15 protein-coding genes and 1 pseudogene are annotated in these 18,760 nt (G+C 39.0%); 11 read left to right on the top strand and 5 right to left on the bottom strand.

Annotation, left to right across the window (positions count from 1 at the left end):
- The 3 genes and pseudogenes from L641_RS0121455 to L641_RS0121445 form a co-directional block, all read right to left on the bottom strand.
- Positions 1-325 (bottom strand): annotated as a pseudogene (locus tag L641_RS0121455) (anthranilate phosphoribosyltransferase); the annotation flags it as partial.
- Positions 326-335: 10 nt separating this feature from the next.
- On the bottom strand, positions 336-938 hold the full coding sequence (locus L641_RS0121450) for an aminodeoxychorismate/anthranilate synthase component II (protein WP_013465081.1): 603 nt from the start codon (positions 936-938) through the stop codon (positions 336-338).
- A 1-nt stretch (position 939) separates the two neighbouring features.
- The gene (locus tag L641_RS0121445) at positions 940-2,508 is read right to left on the bottom strand and encodes an anthranilate synthase component 1 (protein WP_024603091.1); all 1,569 of its coding nucleotides are present in this window, start codon (positions 2,506-2,508) and stop codon (positions 940-942) included.
- Between the two features lie 445 nt (positions 2,509-2,953).
- On the opposite strand from L641_RS0121445, the gene L641_RS0121440 reads away from it, so the two are divergent.
- The 5 genes from L641_RS0121440 (at position 2,954) to L641_RS0121420 (ending at position 6,552) form a co-directional block, all read left to right on the top strand.
- Positions 2,954-3,808: a PHP domain-containing protein gene (locus L641_RS0121440; protein WP_024603090.1), complete on the top strand. Its 855-nt coding sequence runs from the start codon at positions 2,954-2,956 to the stop codon at positions 3,806-3,808.
- A complete protein-coding gene (locus tag L641_RS0121435) occupies positions 3,805-4,425 on the top strand; it encodes an L-threonylcarbamoyladenylate synthase (RefSeq protein ID WP_024603089.1) in 621 nt (206 codons plus the stop codon). Before L641_RS0121440 ends, L641_RS0121435 begins: the two co-directional genes overlap by 4 nt.
- 2 nt (positions 4,426-4,427) lie before the next feature.
- The gene (locus L641_RS0121430; protein ID WP_024603088.1) at positions 4,428-5,270 is read left to right on the top strand and encodes a ScpA family protein; all 843 of its coding nucleotides are present in this window, start codon (positions 4,428-4,430) and stop codon (positions 5,268-5,270) included.
- Positions 5,271-5,417: 147 nt separating this feature from the next.
- Positions 5,418-5,969, top strand: coding sequence for a cytochrome b (locus L641_RS0121425; protein WP_024603087.1), 552 nt, complete (start codon positions 5,418-5,420; stop codon positions 5,967-5,969).
- 1 nt (position 5,970) lies between these two features.
- Positions 5,971-6,552: a YceI family protein gene (locus L641_RS0121420; RefSeq protein WP_013465075.1), complete on the top strand. Its 582-nt coding sequence runs from the start codon at positions 5,971-5,973 to the stop codon at positions 6,550-6,552.
- A gap of 50 nt (positions 6,553-6,602) precedes the next feature.
- Here the strand turns inward: L641_RS0121420 and L641_RS0121415 are convergent, their stop codons facing one another.
- Entirely contained in the window at positions 6,603-7,436 is an 834-nt protein-coding gene (locus tag L641_RS0121415) for a transporter substrate-binding domain-containing protein (protein WP_024603086.1), read from the bottom strand.
- A 122-nt stretch (positions 7,437-7,558) separates the two neighbouring features.
- Positions 7,559-7,726 (bottom strand): hypothetical protein, encoded by a 168-nt coding sequence (locus tag L641_RS23440; protein WP_007375427.1) that lies wholly within the window; start codon positions 7,724-7,726, stop codon positions 7,559-7,561.
- Between the two features lie 492 nt (positions 7,727-8,218).
- On the opposite strand from L641_RS23440, the gene L641_RS22550 reads away from it, so the two are divergent.
- The 6 genes from L641_RS22550 (at position 8,219) to icd (ending at position 18,753) form a co-directional block, all read left to right on the top strand.
- The gene (locus L641_RS22550) at positions 8,219-9,073 is read left to right on the top strand and encodes an acetoacetate decarboxylase family protein (RefSeq protein ID WP_253944080.1); all 855 of its coding nucleotides are present in this window, start codon (positions 8,219-8,221) and stop codon (positions 9,071-9,073) included.
- Positions 9,074-9,093: 20 nt separating this feature from the next.
- Positions 9,094-11,343, top strand: coding sequence for an NAD(P)-binding protein (locus L641_RS0121400; protein WP_024603085.1), 2,250 nt, complete (start codon positions 9,094-9,096; stop codon positions 11,341-11,343).
- A gap of 87 nt (positions 11,344-11,430) precedes the next feature.
- Positions 11,431-13,701, top strand: a complete 2,271-nt coding sequence (locus tag L641_RS0121395; protein ID WP_024603084.1) for a TonB-dependent receptor — start codon at positions 11,431-11,433, stop codon at positions 13,699-13,701.
- Positions 13,702-13,716: 15 nt separating this feature from the next.
- Positions 13,717-16,401: a 7TM diverse intracellular signaling domain-containing protein gene (locus L641_RS0121390; protein ID WP_024603083.1), complete on the top strand. Its 2,685-nt coding sequence runs from the start codon at positions 13,717-13,719 to the stop codon at positions 16,399-16,401.
- 97 nt (positions 16,402-16,498) lie between these two features.
- The gene (locus L641_RS0121385; protein WP_024603082.1) at positions 16,499-17,239 is read left to right on the top strand and encodes a glycosyltransferase family 2 protein; all 741 of its coding nucleotides are present in this window, start codon (positions 16,499-16,501) and stop codon (positions 17,237-17,239) included.
- A 263-nt stretch (positions 17,240-17,502) separates the two neighbouring features.
- On the top strand, positions 17,503-18,753 hold the full coding sequence (icd, locus tag L641_RS0121380; RefSeq protein ID WP_024603081.1) for an NADP-dependent isocitrate dehydrogenase: 1,251 nt from the start codon (positions 17,503-17,505) through the stop codon (positions 18,751-18,753).
- The last annotated feature ends 7 nt before the right edge of the window (positions 18,754-18,760 follow it).

Below are 18,760 nucleotides of genomic sequence, written 5' to 3'. Positions count from 1 at the left end.
CTGCCACAATTGCCGCGGTTGTACTGATATTGATAGTGTTTGAACCATCGCCACCGGTACCACAGCTATCGGCAAGTTGAGTTTTAATGGTTGTAAATGCCATGGCGTTTTCACGCATTGAGGCCGCAGCACCAGCGATTTCATCGCTTATTTCACCTTTCATTTTAAGGCTAATTAACAGTGCAGAGAGCTCAATATCGCTCATATTCCCTTGCATTATTTGATCAAAAAGTGTTTTTGCTTGTGCATAGCTCAATGATTGCTTGGCAATAACGTGCTCAATAGCCTGTTGAACATTAAGCGAGTTTTGTAATTGTGTAGTCATAATGTTCCCTTTATTTGGCACGCGTTAAATAAGCAACGCTTTGCTGCAGCAGCATAGCGCCATTGGGCGTTAAAATAGATTCTGGGTGGAATTGATAACCCAGTGCAGTGTCTTGATGATGATAAATAGCCATTGGAATATCTTGATACTTTGCAATAACCGCTAAGTTATCAGGCACTTTTGTGGCCATTAATGAGTGATAACGGGCCACTGGCATAGTGCTGCCCATCCCATTAAACACCGGATGATCGTCTAACTCAATAATTGATGACTTACCATGTACGGTTTCACCAGCATGACCGATTACTCCGCCGTAACTTTGTGTTAGTGCTTGTTGGCCTAAACAAATGCCCAGCATCGGGAACTTACCTTTGCACAGGCTAATTAATTCCATTAGGCAGCCCGCATCACTCGGTGCCCCTGGGCCTGGCGATAAAACCAATAATACCTGCTTATGCTCTGCCTGCATTTTGTTGAATATTACTTCAGCGCTAATGTTATTTCTGTAAACAACTAACTCAGCACCTAGCATTGTTAGTTCATCAACAAGGTTATAGCTAAATGAGTCAAAGTTATCTAAAAAGTAAATTTTAATAGGGTGTGCTTCACTCATTTTATACAGCCTCATATGTCGATTTAATCGCGGTGATCACCGCCTGTGCTTTAGCGCGGGTTTCGTTAGCCTCTGACATTGGGTCTGAATCAAACACAACCCCAGCGCCAGCTTGCACATAAGCAATATTATTTTTAACAAAGGCGGCACGAATAACAATACAGCTGTCCATTGCACCATCACCAGTTAAATAGCCAACTGCGCCGCCATAACTGCCGCGGCGTTTTCCTTCGGTTTGGCGCACAAGCTCTGCAGCTCTTACCTTTGGCGCGCCCACTAATGTGCCCATGTTCATACAGGCTTGATAAGCATGTAGGGCATCTAGTTCGGGTTTTAATTTCCCCACCACGCGCGACACTAAGTGCATTACTTGTGAGTAACGGTCTACTTTTAATAGCTCTTTGGCATGGCGCGTACCCGGCACGCTAATGCGGGCCACATCATTACGCGCTAAATCAACTAGCATTAAATGCTCTGCACGTTCTTTTTGATCGTTTCTAAGCTCAAGCTCAATACGGCTATCTAAATCAGGGTTGATTTGTCCATTAGCAAATTTGCCGCGAGGGCGTGTGCCGGCAATCGGATAAACCTCGACCTGTTGAGACTGAACTTCGTATTTAAGCGCGGACTCAGGAGATGCGCCAAATAATGAGAAATCTTCATCGCGCATATAAAACATGTACGGACTAGGGTTTTGTTTTTTTAGCTGGCTGTAGGCATGTAAAGAGTCAGGACAGGGTAGTGAGAAGGTACGAGAAGGCACCACTTGAAAAATATCGCCATCGACTATGTGTCGCTTGAGCTTAATTACTTGCTGGCAGTATTGCTCATCACTAATATCAACACTCACTGGGCAGTCGCCAGTTTGGCTTGGTGCGCTAAAATCAGCAGCGTGGTCGCATAATGTATCCAAGTGCTCTAATTGTTTGCCTACTTCAAAGCAGTTTGCATGTACATCAGGGCCATTAAATACGTTACCAATTAATTCCGTTGTTTGTTTTTGATGATCAATAACAACCAGTGTTTCTGCTAAATAAAAAACATAGTCTGGACAGGTGTTTTCCCCGTCGGGTACATCGGTTAGCTGTTCAAAATTAGCCACCATGTCGTAGGCAAATACACCGCCTAAAAACACCGAGAATGGATTGTTAGTGGTACTTTTGATGCTATTTAAACAGGTGCGTAATGCGCTAAAAGCGTTATCTGCAATCAGCTTACTGGCTTGGTCAATGGTGTCATCTGCTGGGTGATACTCCAGTGTTAGTGTGGTATCGGATAACTGTGATGCGCAGTTTTTTACATTAGCTTGTAAATAACTGAGTAACTGCTGCCCGTTATTTGATTGTGCTGTTACGCTCACTTGGTTGCCTTGGCAGACAATACGCAGTGCACAATCAACGAGTATTAAGCTTTTTACGCTATCTTTAGAATCTATCTCTGCAGATTCAAGTAATAGTGAGTTAGGTTTATCAAGTGCGGCATACAATGCAAGTGGGCTACTTATGTAGTCTCGTACTTGCGTTATGCTGGTCACTTCACCTGGTGTTGTTGTTATATGACTAAAAATCAAACCTCATCCCCTAAAAAAAATAAAACCCCGCAATGCTAAGCAGTGCGGGGTTTGAATAACGATGTCTAAATTATAGATAGACCATTACCGTCCCGCTATGCCAGGCGCCACCACCAATGATGTGTAAGAGTGTTTACGTTATTCATGTTTTTAATTCCTGTTAATCTTTTATTGCAAAATTTAGTGATAAAAAAACCCGCATGGTAGCGGGTTAGAATTTTTTGTTTAGACACGACAATTCATCACCCTTGATTTTAAGAGTGCCACCACCAAATGATGTTGTGAATTGTATTTTTCATTGTTGTTAATTCTTTAATGTCTAAAAGTGGCTACAGTAAAACGTATCAACTGCTTTTGTGTCAAGTGTTTATTTAAAACAATTTAGTTAAAAAACTTGTTATACTGGGTGAAACACCGTTAAACCCTAAATTTAAGTAGTTTTCATTTGATAAAATACGACCTACATAGTCACACCACGCACTCAGACGGCCATTTAACCGTTGAGGAATTATTAGCGCGAGCAGTCGATAAAAATATTGATGTATTTGCCATTACCGATCACGATACGGTGGCTGCTATTGAACCTGCACAGGCTTTTATCAAACGTGAAAACTTGCCGCTTAAACTTATTAACGGGGTTGAAATATCAACCAAGTGGGAAAGTTTTGAAATTCATATTGTTGGACTAAATATTGATACCAACGATAGTACCTTGCATACACTACTGAGCGAGCAGCAGCAAAAACGTGAAACTCGCGCAATAGAGATTGGCCATCGACTAAATAAAAACGGATTCGATGGTATTTACCAACAAGCTCGCGAGCTGGCCGATAATGCACAAATTACTCGCGCTCACTTTGCCAGAGCATTGATTGAGCGTGGTGTAGCTAAAAACTTTCCTGGGGTATTTAAAAAGTATTTAGGGCGAGGTAAAACTGGTTACGTGCCAAGTAATTGGTGTGATATGCAAACAGCTATTGCGGCGATTCATGCCGCAGGTGGGGTGGCCGTTTTAGCGCACCCAAGTAGCTATAAAATGTCGAACAAGTGGCTACGTAAATTGTTAGTGGAATTTAAATCAGTAGGCGGAGATGCAATGGAAGTTGCGCAGCCGCAGCAGGCGCCAAGTGAACGTCAGTTTTTAGGGCTATTGAGCCAAGAATACGAACTACTTTGCTCACAAGGCTCTGATTTTCATTTTCCGACTAGCTATTTAGAACTTGGAAAAAATTTATACTTACCTAAAGATTGCCAAGGGGTTTGGCAAACATGGGAAAAGCACGAAGGAGTTGCATTATGAGTCAATTATTTCATATACATCCAGATAATCCACAGCCTAGATTAATTTCTCAAGCTGTTGATATTATTAAACAAGGCGGCGTAGTTGTGTATCCTACAGATTCAGGATACGCGATAGGCTGTAATTTAGGTAATAAGCAAGCTAAAGAGCGCATTGAACGTATTCGTGGTATTGAAAAACATCACAATTTTACTTTGGTATGCCGTGATTTATCTGAGCTGTCTACTTATGCGCGTGTTGATAACCAAATGTTTAGGCTTATTAAAAATAATACCCCAGGGCCTTACACGTTTATTTTTAAAGGTACAAAAGAAGTGCCTAAGCGGTTATTAAACGACAAGAAAAAAACCATAGGCATACGTGTTATAGAGCACCCAATAGCGTGTGCTTTATTAGCTGAGCTGGGTGAGCCCTTAATGTCGTGCTCACTTATTTTACCGGGCGAAGAGTTTACTCAAGCTGATCCCGATGACATTTTAGAGCGCCTTGATAAACAAGTGGATTTAATTATTCATGGTGGGTATTTACCTGAGCAGGCGACCACAGTGATTGATTTATCAGAAGATGATATTCAAATTCTTCGTGTTGGTTGCGGTGATACAACGCCATTTGAATAACAATGAAACAGTCTGAGACGCTATCATCAACGCCAACACCTGATATGCCAGTGCAGCAAAAGCTGCCTCTGGCTTTTTTACATGGTAAAGCCGTTGTTGATAAACCCGAAGATTTATATATCCCACCTGATGCCCTTGAAGTTATTTTAGAAACCTTTGAAGGGCCTTTGGATCTGCTGCTTTATCTAATTAAAAAGCATAAGCTAGATGTTCTTGAGTTGTCTATTTTTAGCATTACTGAGCAGTATGTAAAATATGTTGAAATGATGAGCGAGTTCCAACTAGAACTCGCGGGTGAATATTTAGTAATGGCGGCATTGCTGGCCCAAATTAAATCTAGGCTGTTACTGCCTGTTCATGAAGAGTTAGAAGAAGAAGACGATCCCCGCGCCGAACTTATAAAACGTCTACAAGAGTACGAACAATTTAAAAAAGCGGCCGAAAATATAGACAGCCTACCTCGTGTTGGCCGCGATATCTTTATAGCGCAGGCAAGCGTGCCGGAACTAGCAGAAAAAAACCAGCCATTACCTGAACTGGCAATCAAAGATTTATTGTTAGCGCTAAGCGATGTCATGGCGCGTGCAAAAACATTCGAGCATCATTTAATTAGCGCTGAAACCCTTTCAACGCGTGAGCGCATGAGCTTGATTTTAAATACCTTATCCCAATCAAAAGCGCCTGTTGCGTTTACTCAATTATTTACCTTTGAAGAGGGACGCAGTGGGGTTGTTGTTAGTTTTATCGCTATGTTAGAACTAATAAAAGAGGGCCTGATTGCCTGCTTACAGGTTGAACCTGATAGCCAAATATACGTGTCTCTTAACGAGTCAGCTGCTAGCTAATCCCTTCTCAACGTCATTTGCAATTATATTAACCTTATACATTTTACTGTGCATATACGCACGATGAGTGTTTGCATATGCTATTTCAATCACCACTTAATCATTATATCGTAGTGTTATTACTAAATAAGAGATTGGCAGTAGGGAATGTTTAAAAACTCAAAAACCAGCTATGGCGTGGTGGCTATATTTTTACACTGGCTAATGGCGCTGACCGTGTTTGGTCTGTTTGGTTTAGGTTTATATATGGTTGAGCTGACTTATTATGATAGTTGGTATAAAGGATCATTAGACCTACACAAAAGCATTGGCCTTAGCTTAGCAGCGGTTTTTGTTTTTAGGCTGTTATGGCGACACTTTAGTGTTAAACCAAGTCCTATTGGCAGTAACAAGCAGTTAAATCAATTAGCCCAAACAGCACATATTTTAATGTATCTGTTTTTACTGATCATTATGGTGTCAGGGTATTTAATTTCGACGGCTGATGGACGACCCATAGAAGTATTTGGCTTTTTTTATGTAAAAGCTATCGACTTTGCGTTTGATTCTCAGGCTGATATAGCCGGGCAAATCCATTTCTATAGCGCATGCTTATTAATTGGATTTGTAGTATTGCACGTGTTAGGTGCGCTAAAACATCACTTTATCGATAAAGATAAAACATTAATTAGAATGATCACATTACAAAAGGATGATTAAAATGAAAAAATTATTTTTAACTTCAGCGTTATCAGCAGCGATGTTTATGACAGCGACCACTGCGAATGCCGCAGATTATGTTATTGACACAAAAGGTGCGCATGCTTTTGTAAACTTTAAGATTAAACATTTAGGCTACAGCTGGCTGCACGGGCGTTTTAACACCTTTGATGGCAAATTTAACTACGATGCTAAAAATCCAAATGCGTCTCAAATTAGTGTAAATATTGATACGGCAAGCCTAGATTCAAATCACGCAGAACGTGATAAACACTTACGTGGTAGTGACTTTTTAAACGTAAGCAAATACCCACAGGCAAGCTTTAAGAGTACAGCGATTAAGTTTGACGAAGACGGTGAAGAAGCCACTGTAACCGGTGACTTTACTCTACACGGTGTTACGAAGACAATTACCTTTGAAATAGATAAAATTGGTGAAGGTAAAGATCCATGGGGTGGTTACCGTGTTGGTTTTGAAGGAGAAACTAGCTTAAAACTGGCCGACTACGGTATTGACTATAACTTAGGCCCAGCATCTACCCATGTTGATATTGGTTTATTTATTGAAGGTATTCGCCAGTAAGACTATTTTAAAAAAGCTAAGCGCTAATTAGTAATACGCTTAGCTTTTTATTATTGTAAATGTGCTTCTAATTTGGGTTTTAAATGACTTGGTAGCCACCGGGTTAATACCTGTTTATAGTCTTCAGTTTGCTTAATCAGTTTGAGTTGTTGATTAAGCGTAGCAATATCTTCTGCACCTTGCTCGTTTTTAGTACAGCCAATGTAACCGTAACTTATTTCTGGTGCTTCAGTGAGCATCCGCTGGGTTAAATTATCAGTAAAGCCCATTGTTTTTGCTAAATAATAATGTTCACTTGGGTAACCTAATAAAATATCAATTCTTTTAAGGTTAAGCATATATGTTAACGTACTGAGGGTATCGCGAGTTGGTCGAATGACCAGATTTATACCGGGTGTGGTGTTGATTATTTTATCAATTTCACTGCCATAGGAGCGATTCATAGATACACCTAAGGTAAGCTTTTTATTAACTAATAAATTGGTTAATGACACTGGTTTAGCGTCTTCAATCTCTAGCGCACTACTTAGCTTGGTATGCATGGCAATTGATGGCGAAAGCCCTGCTGTAGAGCTTTGATGTGTGAAATAAACACGCTCTTCGCGGTATTTATTCCTATAGAGCGACAAAGCACAGGCATTAGACTGCAGGTTGGCAAGTTCCTGAATCACTTTACCTGAGGGGATGATCACTCTTTCAAAGGTAATATGCGGCAGCTGCTGTTCTAAAAGCGAAATAATACTTTCGTCACGACCTTGGGATTTGTTCGGCCCGCTTATAATGTAGTAGGGCGCAAAATCATGTGTTAACCATTTTATTGTTCTGGCATTACACTTTGTGCTTAAAAATACACAGACTAACAGTATTAACCACGAAAACCGCATTTGCACTACAACGAATAAATAAACAAGGATTTAAGTGTAGTCAATAATACACCAAAAAGTAAAATGCCAGCTTCACGCTGGCATTTAGATTTATTTATAAGTGTTTAACTTATCAATGATAATTAGCTGGCCTTGAGCCACTTTACAAATTGACGTGCATCACTTGCTTTTTGAAACAATGCATTTTTCAAACCTTGTGTATCGCTAAAGATTACACGATGTTTGTTAACCGAAATTGATTGCACTGGATGTGCTATTTGGATCATAGATCCGTTATATTTGTATGACATAATAAAACTCACTTTATTTTTGTTATTTATTCTGGGCTTTTTCTTAAAGCACATTACAGATGATAAATAATCTAATTGTGTTTAGCTTCATTACAGTGTTGACGATCTTTATGACACTTTTACGATGATATTAAAAATAAATCATCAAGGTATTAATAGGGGTTCTCGCCGTACAATAACTTAGCTTTTGAATATACGTTTTGCGGGGCTTACTGGATCAGGGTAAAGAGGTTAACCGCTAGGGCTTTTTATAGCCAAGCAGCGATACTACTTCACAACATTTTACTTTGCAAGCAATTTATTAAAATACTTTGAATCGCGTGGAATTCACATATAGCCATAAATATTAATTCGCAAAGGTCAACAGACCCGAATATATCTGACTATACTCAGTTTTTAACTGAGGGGGTCAAATGAGCTCACTATCTACGCCATATCAACATTTTTTATCTAATCCAATAGCAAAGCCGCCTGTCGTATGACAATGCGAATATGTATGGCTTTTTTGCTGAGGTAGAATTAGCTAAATCACAAAGATATATTGATTCAACGCTAAACGTAGGCGTTAAAGGGAATATTCGTTTTAAAATACTTGGCGAGTTTGCACTTATTACATTTACAGATATTGAAAAAATAGCCTCAATGACACCGCCTTTCGATCAGCATGGTTGGATGCAAGAAACAGATATTATCATCTGGTTGCCTGTCGCTAAAGTTGAAGATGAGGATATAACCTACCTATATTGGTATCCTGCATTTATCTGCGTTAATAACATTTATGCACTCATAAATGGTCGCGAAACGTGGGGCTATAATAAATATTTATGTGATTACATTATGCCCGAGTGTGTAACTGAGCTTTCGAATTTTTCACTATCTTTAGAATGCTTTGATCATTTTTCGCCTGAATCAAAGCTGCAAATGCATGAGTTATTTACAATTATAATAAACTCTCAGGGGCACGAAAATGACTTTTTCTCTGTCCTAGATGATTTTGGCGAGCAAGTAGCAAATTTGTTTTCTCGTAAACATTTAGGCATTGATTTGTCATTATTAAAGCAGCTATTGAGTGGGTTTGTTAATCCACAAATGGATCAAATATTGTTTAAGCAATTTCCCTATGGCAGTAGTGATTCAGCGGTATACCAAAGCGTAATGCACTCACCCTCTATGATTAAAAAAATACATCGCTTTAAATTTCTGAAACCTGAGTTTACGTTACATCTTAATAAATTAGATAGTTTCCCCCTTGCCGATATGTTTGGTCTGAAGTTAGGTAGTCAAGCGCTGCACTTACCATTTTATGTTCAAATGGATTTTGACCAGTTAGCCGCAACTAAGATTTAAATTGCTGAGAAGGATTTATCATGGGCCAAGAAAAAATTGTGATAATTGGTGGCGGTGTATCGGCTATGACTGCTGCACTGTATTTAACCGAGCAGCGTGATTGGCAACAGCATCGAACTATTACTGTATACCAACAAGGTTGGCGTTTAGGTGGTAAAGGCGCAAGTGGCCGTAATACGGCTCGTGGGCAGCGTATTGAAGAGCATGGCTTGCATGTATGGTTTGGTGCTTATGTAAATAGCTTTAAAACAATAGAAACGGTTTACACTCAGTTACAACGCCCAGTCGATTCACCTTTATCTACATGGCAGCAAGCATTAAAGCCGCATAGTTTTATAGCACTAGAAGAATATATTAATGATCAATGGCAAACATGGCCAATAGATTTCCCCTTATTACCTGGAAATCCTGCGGAGGGTAGTTTGGATATTACGCCATGGGACTTTATTAAAATGACCCTAGCTTGGCTAAAAAAGTGGATACTGGATTTACAATTAGCCGCAAAAAAAGCCAATAAAAATATAAATTTGAGCACAAAAAAATCTCGTGATCAGTCTTTATTACGCCATTTACATCAACAAATAGCGGACTTGGTTGATGATACAGAGGAAACTTGGCAACACTTTGCTGATGATATAAAACAATACTCGAGTGAAATAGCCTCTACTCCCAGCTTATTAATAAGTAAATTAAATCAGTTTGCTCACGCTGACAATACATTAAAACCCCAAGTACAAGAGAAAAAAGATGGCCTTGTCATTTGGTATATAGTTAGAAAACTAAAGCGTTGGCTAAATAGCGAAATGATTGAGTTATTAGACAATAATGCGCAGCTTAGGCGATTATATATTTGTGCAGACCTTGCTATTGCAATGTTGGTTGGCCTGGTCAAAGACAAAGTATATCGAGATGGGTTTGGGGTCATAAACAAATTTGATTTTAGACAGTGGCTGATAAGAAATGGGGCTAACGAGCATTACAGCGCTAACTCTGCGCCAATACGGGGATTTTATGATTTAGTATTTGCTTACGCTGATGGAGACATCAGTAAGCCTAATGTTGAAGCCGGTGTTGCATCACTGGCTATGTTACGTATTGCGCTGTGTTATCGCGGTGGCGTCATGTGGAAAATGCAAGCGGGGATGGGCGATGTCATTTTTGCTCCACTGTATGAGCTACTAAAAAAAAGAGGGGTTAAGTTTGAATATTTCCATCAATTGCAAAACCTGGAACCCAGCCTAAATGAGCAGGGTGAACGTTTTGTTGAGATAATTAAGTTACAGCAACAAGTTACTTTGAAATCAGGCGCTGAATATCAACCACTTGTTGATGTGAAAAAACTACCTTGTTGGCCAAGTGAGCCGCTTTATGCGCAAATTAATAGTGAACAAGCCGCACTATTAAAACAGCATAATATTAATTTAGAATCTTTTTGGTCTGACTGGCCAGCTAAATATGAAAACCATTTTGGGCAGCCCCTGCCAATAAAAAAATTACGCTACAAAGATGACTTTGGCAGGATGATTCTTGGCGTATCTGTTGCCTCACTTGAGCATGTATGCCCTTCGTTATTAGTATGGGATACAAATTTTGCAGCTCAAGCAAAACAAGTCAAAACGGTGGCAACGCAGGCAGCCCAATTATGGCTTAGTAAGACTGACGAGCAATTAGGTTGGCAATATAGGCCACCTAGCAAAGAAGGCCCCATTCTCAGTGGCTTTAGCGAACCATTTGATACATGGGCTGCGATGATGAATTTAATCGACAAAGAGCAATGGCCTATCGATTGTCCTCCTAAAAACATTGCTTACTTTTACAGTGTTTTTCCTTGTGACTATTACCCGCCACAAAGTGAACATCAATTTGTTATTCAAGCAAAATCGCAAGTAAAAGCTAATCTTAAAGATATGCTAGAAAATAATATGCAGTCTTTATGGCCATTAGCGTATCAAAATAATCAATTTGATTGGTCTGTTTTACATGGCTCTCAGTTATCAGGGGATGAACGATTAAATGCTCAATACTGGCGGGTAAATGTGGATCCCAGTGAGCGATATGTTTTATCAGTTGCAGGCTCAAGTCAATATCGTCTGGCAACCGATGAAACACAATTTACCAATCTTTTTATTACCGGTGACTGGATAAAAACAGTCGTTAATGCCGGTTGTGTTGAAGCGGCTGTCATGGCTGGTATGCAAACAGCAAGAGCAATGGTAGGTTACCCACAACACATTAGTGGCGAAGATGCATTTGCAGCCCTCAAACATTAAAATATTATTCATATAACCGTATTATCGATTGATTAGTATATAATTAAACATGCTGTTTACATTTGTTTAGCGTAAAGGTCACAAGAAATGAAAAATAAAGGCAAGCTTCTCAATAAGAAAATAGGGTTGATATGCTTACCAGGCTTTTTACTGCCACTGCAGGCGAAAGTACTTGTAGATGATGAAAGTGCGAATGCGCGTAATATGGAAATCATAGAAGTTTATGCGCAAAAAAGAGCGCAAAAAATTGAAGAAGTTGGCATTTCTGTAAGCACCATTAAAGGTAATGATCTTCAAGTACAACACGTTAAAGATTCGACAGAGTTGTCTGTATTTGCTCCTAATCTAAAAATTAGTCAAAACGCAGCGGAAGGCACACCGCCAGCGGTTAACATTCGTGGTGTAGGGCTAGTTGATTACAATACGGCGAATACATCCCCTGTGGCGATGTATGTTGATGACATTGCTGTTGGCTCTGCAAGTAACCAAATTGTTAATTTATTTGATATTGAACAAATTGATATTTTGCGTGGTCCTCAAGGCACTTTATTTGGTCGCAACTCTACTGGGGGCGCTATTTTAATCCGCTCTAAACGCCCTGAGTTTGAACAAAGTGGTTATTTAAGCACCGGCATTGCTAATAACAATGCGACCAGTGTTGATGCTATGTTTAATTCAGCACTTAGTGAAAACACTGCCGTTCGTATAGCGCTTAATCATCAAGATTATGATTATTCCACTAACAATATTTTTACCGACTCACCGAAAGCTGGCATGCGACAAACGAATGGCCGAGTTTCCTTTTTAGCTGATTTTGACACGGTACAGCTATTGATAAAAGGGCATATTGCCGATTGGGATGGCATAGTACAGCCGGTTGGCAGTATTGGAATTGTTGCTAATCCACTAACAGGAGAGCGATGCTCGCCAGCACAAGCGGGTTCAACCAGCTGTTTTGATAATTTTGGCTTTAATGATGCCAGTGATGATTTTTATACAGTCAGCGTAAATAATAATTCGCCTCATAAAACAGATGGTAAGGGCATTAGCGCCCATGCTAATTGGCAATTAGACACACACAATGAGCTTGTTTTTTTAAGCAGTTATAACAAATTAAAACGGGACCATGCTTTTAATTGTGATGGCTCTCCCGCACAGTTATGTGAGGGCAACTTAGGGTTAAATACTGATTTGGTGATGCAAGAATTGCGATTGCAATCTCAGTTAGGTGAGCATTTTTTAACGACGGGAATATATTATGCTGATGAGTCTATTGTTCAAGATAATGTAAATGATATTTTACGCGACTATCGGGGAATTTTATCGACAGATTTAACCGCTACTTTTTTTTATAATAATAAAATAAACACAAAGAGTATGGCTGCGTTTACGCAACTCGATTATCAATTAAACCAAGATTGGTTGATCACTGCAGGGCTTCGTTACTCTTATGAATCGTTAGACTACGACTCAGTGTCACAGCTTAATGTTATTTTAGATGCTAACGATTTAACGGGGGTTAAGGTTCCATTTTATCGTGTTCAGGGAGAGCAGTCAGATAATGGCATTTCAGGGCAGTTAGGAGTGAACTTTAAAGTCGATGATTCAACTTACGCCTATTATCGTTTTGCTAATGGCGCCAAAAGCGGAGGCTATAACGGTGGCTTTTTATCATCGGTTGAACAGGCCCAACTCGCTGACTATCAAAAAGAGCGGTTAAACTCACATGAAATCGGATCAAAGTCCTGGTGGCCAGAGCAGGGTATTCGATTTAACTGGGCTGCATTTTATTATGATTATAATGATCAACAAGTCTTTATGAATCAGCCTTCAGCATCTGAGCAGAGCCCGCCAATTCAATTATTAGAAAATGTGGCTGACTCTATTATTTACGGTTTAGAAGCTGATCTTGAGTATTGGCTGACCAATAATTTGAATGTTAAGTTTGCTATGGGTTATATACCTCATGCAGAGTTTGAAGAATATGTTGATCCACTAGGGAACGCGTTAACTGATAATCGTTTGCCGTTTACCTCAAAATGGAATCTCAGTGCGGGTATTGAATACACTCTTGAGGTGGCTAATCACCCACTAACTACTCAATTATTAGTTGATTATCAATCCGATTACTATTTTGATCAGAATCAAAACCCCTATGCGATGCAAGACAGCTATAGTATTTTTAACGCCAATATACACTATCAACACGATAACTGGGGGGTTGCCATTTGGGGTAAAAACCTGTTTGGTACTCATTACAGTCACTTAAAATTTGATTTAAGTTCTTTTCTTGGCATGCTTGAAGATTTTAAGGGTGAAGGTCGGCGTTTTGGCTTGGATATTAGTTATCAGTTTTAATTTAAGGTGCAAAGTATGCCAATAAAGGCAGCTCTAAAGCTATTTATATATTGTGTATTTATATGCTTTAGCAATTTAGCAGTGGCAAATGCACTTGAGCCTTTTGCTTATACTTTGAAACAACAAGATACTGATTTGCTTAATCAAGGCAGTGTATTTCAAGTCACTGATGGCGCTTTTCCCCGAGATCATAGCGATATAGAAACGTGGCTTGAAAAAAAGCAACCACAGTCGAGAACATCGTTTTTTGGTGGTAGTTTTTGGTTTGTGATTAAGCTGGAAAACAAAACTGATTTAAATGAACTTGTGTTGTATCCCTATAACACACTGCTTTCAAAAATTGAGACGCGTATTTATGATATGTCGAATTTTGATGAGCCAATAAATCGTTATACAACGGGTGGCATTTACCCTAATGAGTTTGCATTTCATTATGGTAATAGAATTGAGCTGACGCCTACTCGTCCCTATATGTTAATTGCAAAATTTCAAAGTGAATACTTTTACACCCCACCTAAATTAGTGCTTTCACCTTATGATGATTTTTTTGTGAAAAAAACATCAGATAACATGATTATGCTGCTGTGCTTTGGGGTTGGTATTGCATTAGGTTTATACAATTTTCTTATTTACTTGGGTGATAGAGATAAAACCCATTTGTATTACGCTCTGTTTACCGCGTGCTGGGTATTAGCTTGGAGTCAGTTTTTTCATATACCAGATCAAATTTTTGGTTTTTACAACGCCCATTTTCATTGGCTAGGTTTTACCTTAATTCCCATCACAAATATCTTATTTTTTAACAGCTTACTTAAATTAAAGGAAACGTCTCCTCAATTATCACGGTTTTCAATTTACTTGGGCATTATTGCTACCGCAGGTACTCCATTTGCAATCATTTGGCCAGGTTTTGGCTTTATATGGGCTACTTTAGTAACGGGGGCTACTTTGTGCCTGGGTATGATTGTTGGTATACGAAGTTGGTTAAGTGGCTTTAAGCCCGCTCGCTATTTTGTTTTAGCGTATTTGGCGATGACCATTCCTAATATGGTCGGCAATTTAACTAATTTAGGGCTAATTGAACCCATAAAGATGGATCTCTATTTACTTGGGCTCATTGGTACCGCACTCGATGCAGTGCTACTTGCTTTTGCCGTGGCAAATAAATTTAGCATTTTACACCATGAGAATGTTGAATTGACTAAAAATTTAGAACACAAAGTACAGTTGCGTACTCAAGAGTTACAACAATTAGCTGAAGAACTTCGTGATGCAAGTGAAGCTAAAAGTCGATTTTTAGCCAATATGAGCCACGAAATTCGCACCCCAATGACATCAATCATTGGTTATGCTGATGGTATTATTTTAGGTGATATACAGCCTCATGAGAGAAACCATGGCATTCGGGTGATTTTGCAAAATAGTCGTCATGTTCTTGGCTTAATTAATGACATTTTGGATATGTCAAAAATTGAGGCTAACCGTCTAGAGATAGAGCTAGTTGAAACGGACTTGTTTGCCACTATTGCTGAAATCGAATCGTTATTAGGAAAACAAATCCGTGATAAAGGCTTAAAATTTAAAGTTGATTATCAATTTCCGCTACCTGATTGGATAGTCTCAGATCCAACTCGATTGAGACAAATATTATTAAATTTAGCAACCAATGCGCTTAAATTTACCAGCCAAGGTTATATAAAGCTAACGGTTAGCTATAATAAAAAACAACTAATTATTAAAGTGAAAGATACGGGAATTGGTATGACCGACAGTGAGCAAAAAGACTTGTTTACTCCCTTTCATCAAGCTGACTCGTCGATTTCTCGCAAATACGGTGGCACTGGACTTGGGTTAAATATCTCAAAAAGCCTAGCAACTAAACTAGATGGCGATATTACGGTTTATTCTGTGCTCGGAAGCGGCAGTGAGTTTTGTTTTACTATGGCACTGCATACAACGGCTCATACAAAATGGGTTAACGCATTTGACGATATTTGTAAGTCACAAAACAAAGAGCTCCCTATAAATAGTAACCAGCGAAATTTGATTGGTAGGGTACTCGTGGCTGAAGATCACCCAGAAAACCGACAGCTGATTAAGCGGATTTTAGAACGAATGGGTTTAACCGTGGTGACAGTAGAAAATGGCCGAGATGCTGCGCAAGCGACACTTGATGAACAATTTGATTTAATTTTATTAGATATTCAAATGCCAATTATGGATGGTGAACAAGCAATTAGTATTATGCAAGCAACAGGAGTAACAACACCGATTGTTGCGCTTACTGCGAACACGATGAAGCATGAAGTCGATCGTTATTTAAGACAAGGTTTTACCGACCATATTGCCAAACCCATCGATAGACGGTGTTTTAGTAGTAAAATCGCAAGTTATCTTGATATTGATATATGCGAAAATATTAAGCTGCCTGATGATGAGTTTGCACTACTCAAGCAAGAATACATTAAAGGATTAAAAAAACAAAAACACACATTACAGTCTCAATTTAAGCAGGGTGATATAACCGGTTTTGCACGCAGCGTACATATGATCAAAGGAACAGCAGGGATGTTTGAATGCCAAGCACTGTATCAACAAGCTGTTGAGTTTGAAAAACGATTAAAATCCGCTAACACCGTGCTTGATAGACATCAAGTAGAGGCTTTACTCAATACAATTGACGTTATTTTAGAAGCTTAAAACCATACTTTTTAAAGCCTTGTTTCCTGTGTTGTTATGATCTGTTTATAATAGGAAGATAATTTTTAAAATACAGCGTTATTAAAAAGGAAATTTTGTGAAGCTATCTGTTTGTATTATATGTAAAAATGAAAAGGATAAAATTGAGCGTTGTTTAGAGTCAGTAAAGTGGGCAGATGAAATCATTGTACTTGATTCAGGTAGCACTGATGAAACACGTGCTATTGCAAATAAATACACAGATAAAGTATTTGTGCGTGATGACTGGCAAGGGTTTGGTGAGCAAAGACGAAGGGCAGAAGCATTAGCAACTAACGATTGGATTTTTGCAATTGACTGTGATGAAGTTGTCAGTGAGCGTTTAAAGGAAGAAATAATAACGACATTGGCAAAATGCAATGAGAAAAATATTTTAAAGCTTAACCGTTTAACGTATTTTTGTGGCCAATTTATTAGACACAGCGGCTGGCATCCTGATCGTATTGCGCGTATTTACAATAAAAAAATAACAGGTTATAACCAAAACTTAGTGCATGAGTCTGTTGTAATGCTTGATTGTAAACCAATTGAGTTGAAAGAAAATATATTACATTTTCAGCATGAAGATATTTTTGGCTATATGAATAAAAGAAACCATTATGCGCACATAGGTGCAGAGCAAATGGAAAAAAAGGGTAAAAAACCATCACTCTTGAAGGCAAGTAGTTCCGCTTTTTTTGCCTTTATCCGCCATTATTTTTTAAGACGTGGCTTTTTAGATGGTAAGGCAGGATTTTTTATTGCGGTTATACAAAGTCAATATAGCTTTAATAAATACTTATTTGCCTATTATAAATAATCTCACTTAGCAGGTTAATTTTATAATCATCCGGTGGTTAAAATTAATCTGCAGTTATGCTCTACTCAGTAATGTTCTATTTGGTCGGGTGTTAAATAAAATGCCTGATGCCACCTTGGTAAAAAAATCGTTCCCTTATTTTTACTAATAGTGAATACCGTGCAGTTATTCGCTGCGGTGATATCAATTATAAAAATGCAATTACAGACACCTATTAACGAACATGCTTTAATGAAAAGAGGATGTTTTTCTAGGTGTTAACAATGCAATATCAACATATTACTGTGCCAGAAAATGGTGAACATATACTCATTGATGAACAAGGACAGTGGCATATACCCGAACACCCTATTATTGCTTATATTGATGGTGATGGCGTCGGCCTCGATGTGATGCCAGTGATGCGAAAAGTAGTGGATGCCGCCATAGAGCATAGTTATGGCGCAAGACGCAAAATTCATTGGATGCAAGTTTACAATGGTGAGCAAGCTGCCAAGCTTTATGACGGTGATTGGTTCCCTCAAGAAACGATTAATGCAGTACGAGATTGTAAAATCGCGATTAAAGGCCCTTTAACAACACCGCTTGGAGGCGGATTTCGCTCGCTAAATGTCGCGCTTCGTCATGAAATGGATTTGTATGTAAATATGCGAACCATTAAAGGATTTAGTGCATTACCGTCACCCTTAAAAAACCCATTTACCACGCATATTACCGTGCTGCGTGATAGCAGTGAAGATGTGTACTCAGGAATTGAGTGGCAAGCGGGCAGTGTTGAAAGTGAAAAAATGCTCGATTTTTTATGTGAAGAAATGGGCGTAACTCGGCTTCGTTTTACCCAAGAATGTGGTTTAGGTATTAAAAATATCTCTAAAGAGGGATCAGAGCGATTAATACGCTATGCAATTAATTATGCCCTAAAAAATAATAGTGAATCACTCACTTTAGTTCATAAAGGCAATGTACTTAAGTTTACCGATGGCGCATTTAAGCGCTGGGGATTTACGCTGGCCAAACGTGAATACGCTGCCGTTGAGCATCAAAACGGGCGCTGGCTTGAAATACAACGTGCTGATTTACCGCCGCTGGTTATTAAAGAAGTGATTGCCGATAATATGCTTCAGCAGTGTTTAATGGATCCTGGCCAATTTGATGTGGTGGCCACTACTAATCAAAACGGAGACTTTTTAGCCGATATGCTCAGTGCACAAGTCGGTGGAGTAGGGATTATGCCGACGGCAAACTTAAATACCGAAGTTGCGTTTTTTGAACCCACACATGGTACATTTGAGCGCATAGCAGGGCAAGATAAGGCAAATCCGAGCAGTAGCTTATTAAGTGCGGTGCTAATGCTTAAGTTTATGGGATGGAGTGAGGCTGCTTGTTTAATTGAAAACGCGCTTGAAAGCACATTTGCCAGTGGACAGGTTACATTTGATTTAGCTCAATCAAATCATAACTCGACAACCTTAAGTTGCAAACAATTTGCCAACAAGGTTATCGAGCACTTTTAAAGGGCAG

It is taken from the genome of Pseudoalteromonas sp. TB41 (genome assembly GCF_000497975.1).
GTDB lineage: Bacteria > Pseudomonadota > Gammaproteobacteria > Enterobacterales > Alteromonadaceae > Pseudoalteromonas > Pseudoalteromonas tetraodonis.
This window is presented reverse-complemented; position numbering and strand designations above follow the sequence as displayed.

Bases quoted from the DNA above. Each gene is read 5' to 3' on its own strand.
- L641_RS0121450 (WP_013465081.1), bottom strand. From the start codon at position 938: ATGAGTGAAGCACACCCTATTAAAATTTACTTTTTAGATAACTTTGAC.
- L641_RS0121435 (WP_024603089.1), top strand. From the start codon at position 3,805: ATGAGTCAATTATTTCATATACATCCAGATAATCCACAGCCTAGATTA.
- L641_RS0121430 (WP_024603088.1), top strand. From the start codon at position 4,428: ATGAAACAGTCTGAGACGCTATCATCAACGCCAACACCTGATATGCCA.
- L641_RS0121425 (WP_024603087.1), top strand. From the start codon at position 5,418: ATGTTTAAAAACTCAAAAACCAGCTATGGCGTGGTGGCTATATTTTTA.
- L641_RS0121420 (WP_013465075.1), top strand. From the start codon at position 5,971: ATGAAAAAATTATTTTTAACTTCAGCGTTATCAGCAGCGATGTTTATG.
- L641_RS0121415 (WP_024603086.1), bottom strand. From the start codon at position 7,436: ATGCGGTTTTCGTGGTTAATACTGTTAGTCTGTGTATTTTTAAGCACA.
- L641_RS23440 (WP_007375427.1), bottom strand. From the start codon at position 7,726: ATGTCATACAAATATAACGGATCTATGATCCAAATAGCACATCCAGTG.
- L641_RS22550 (WP_253944080.1), top strand. From the start codon at position 8,219: ATGTATGGCTTTTTTGCTGAGGTAGAATTAGCTAAATCACAAAGATAT.
- L641_RS0121400 (WP_024603085.1), top strand. From the start codon at position 9,094: ATGGGCCAAGAAAAAATTGTGATAATTGGTGGCGGTGTATCGGCTATG.
- L641_RS0121395 (WP_024603084.1), top strand. From the start codon at position 11,431: ATGAAAAATAAAGGCAAGCTTCTCAATAAGAAAATAGGGTTGATATGC.
- L641_RS0121390 (WP_024603083.1), top strand. From the start codon at position 13,717: ATGCCAATAAAGGCAGCTCTAAAGCTATTTATATATTGTGTATTTATA.
- icd (WP_024603081.1), top strand. From the start codon at position 17,503: ATGCAATATCAACATATTACTGTGCCAGAAAATGGTGAACATATACTC.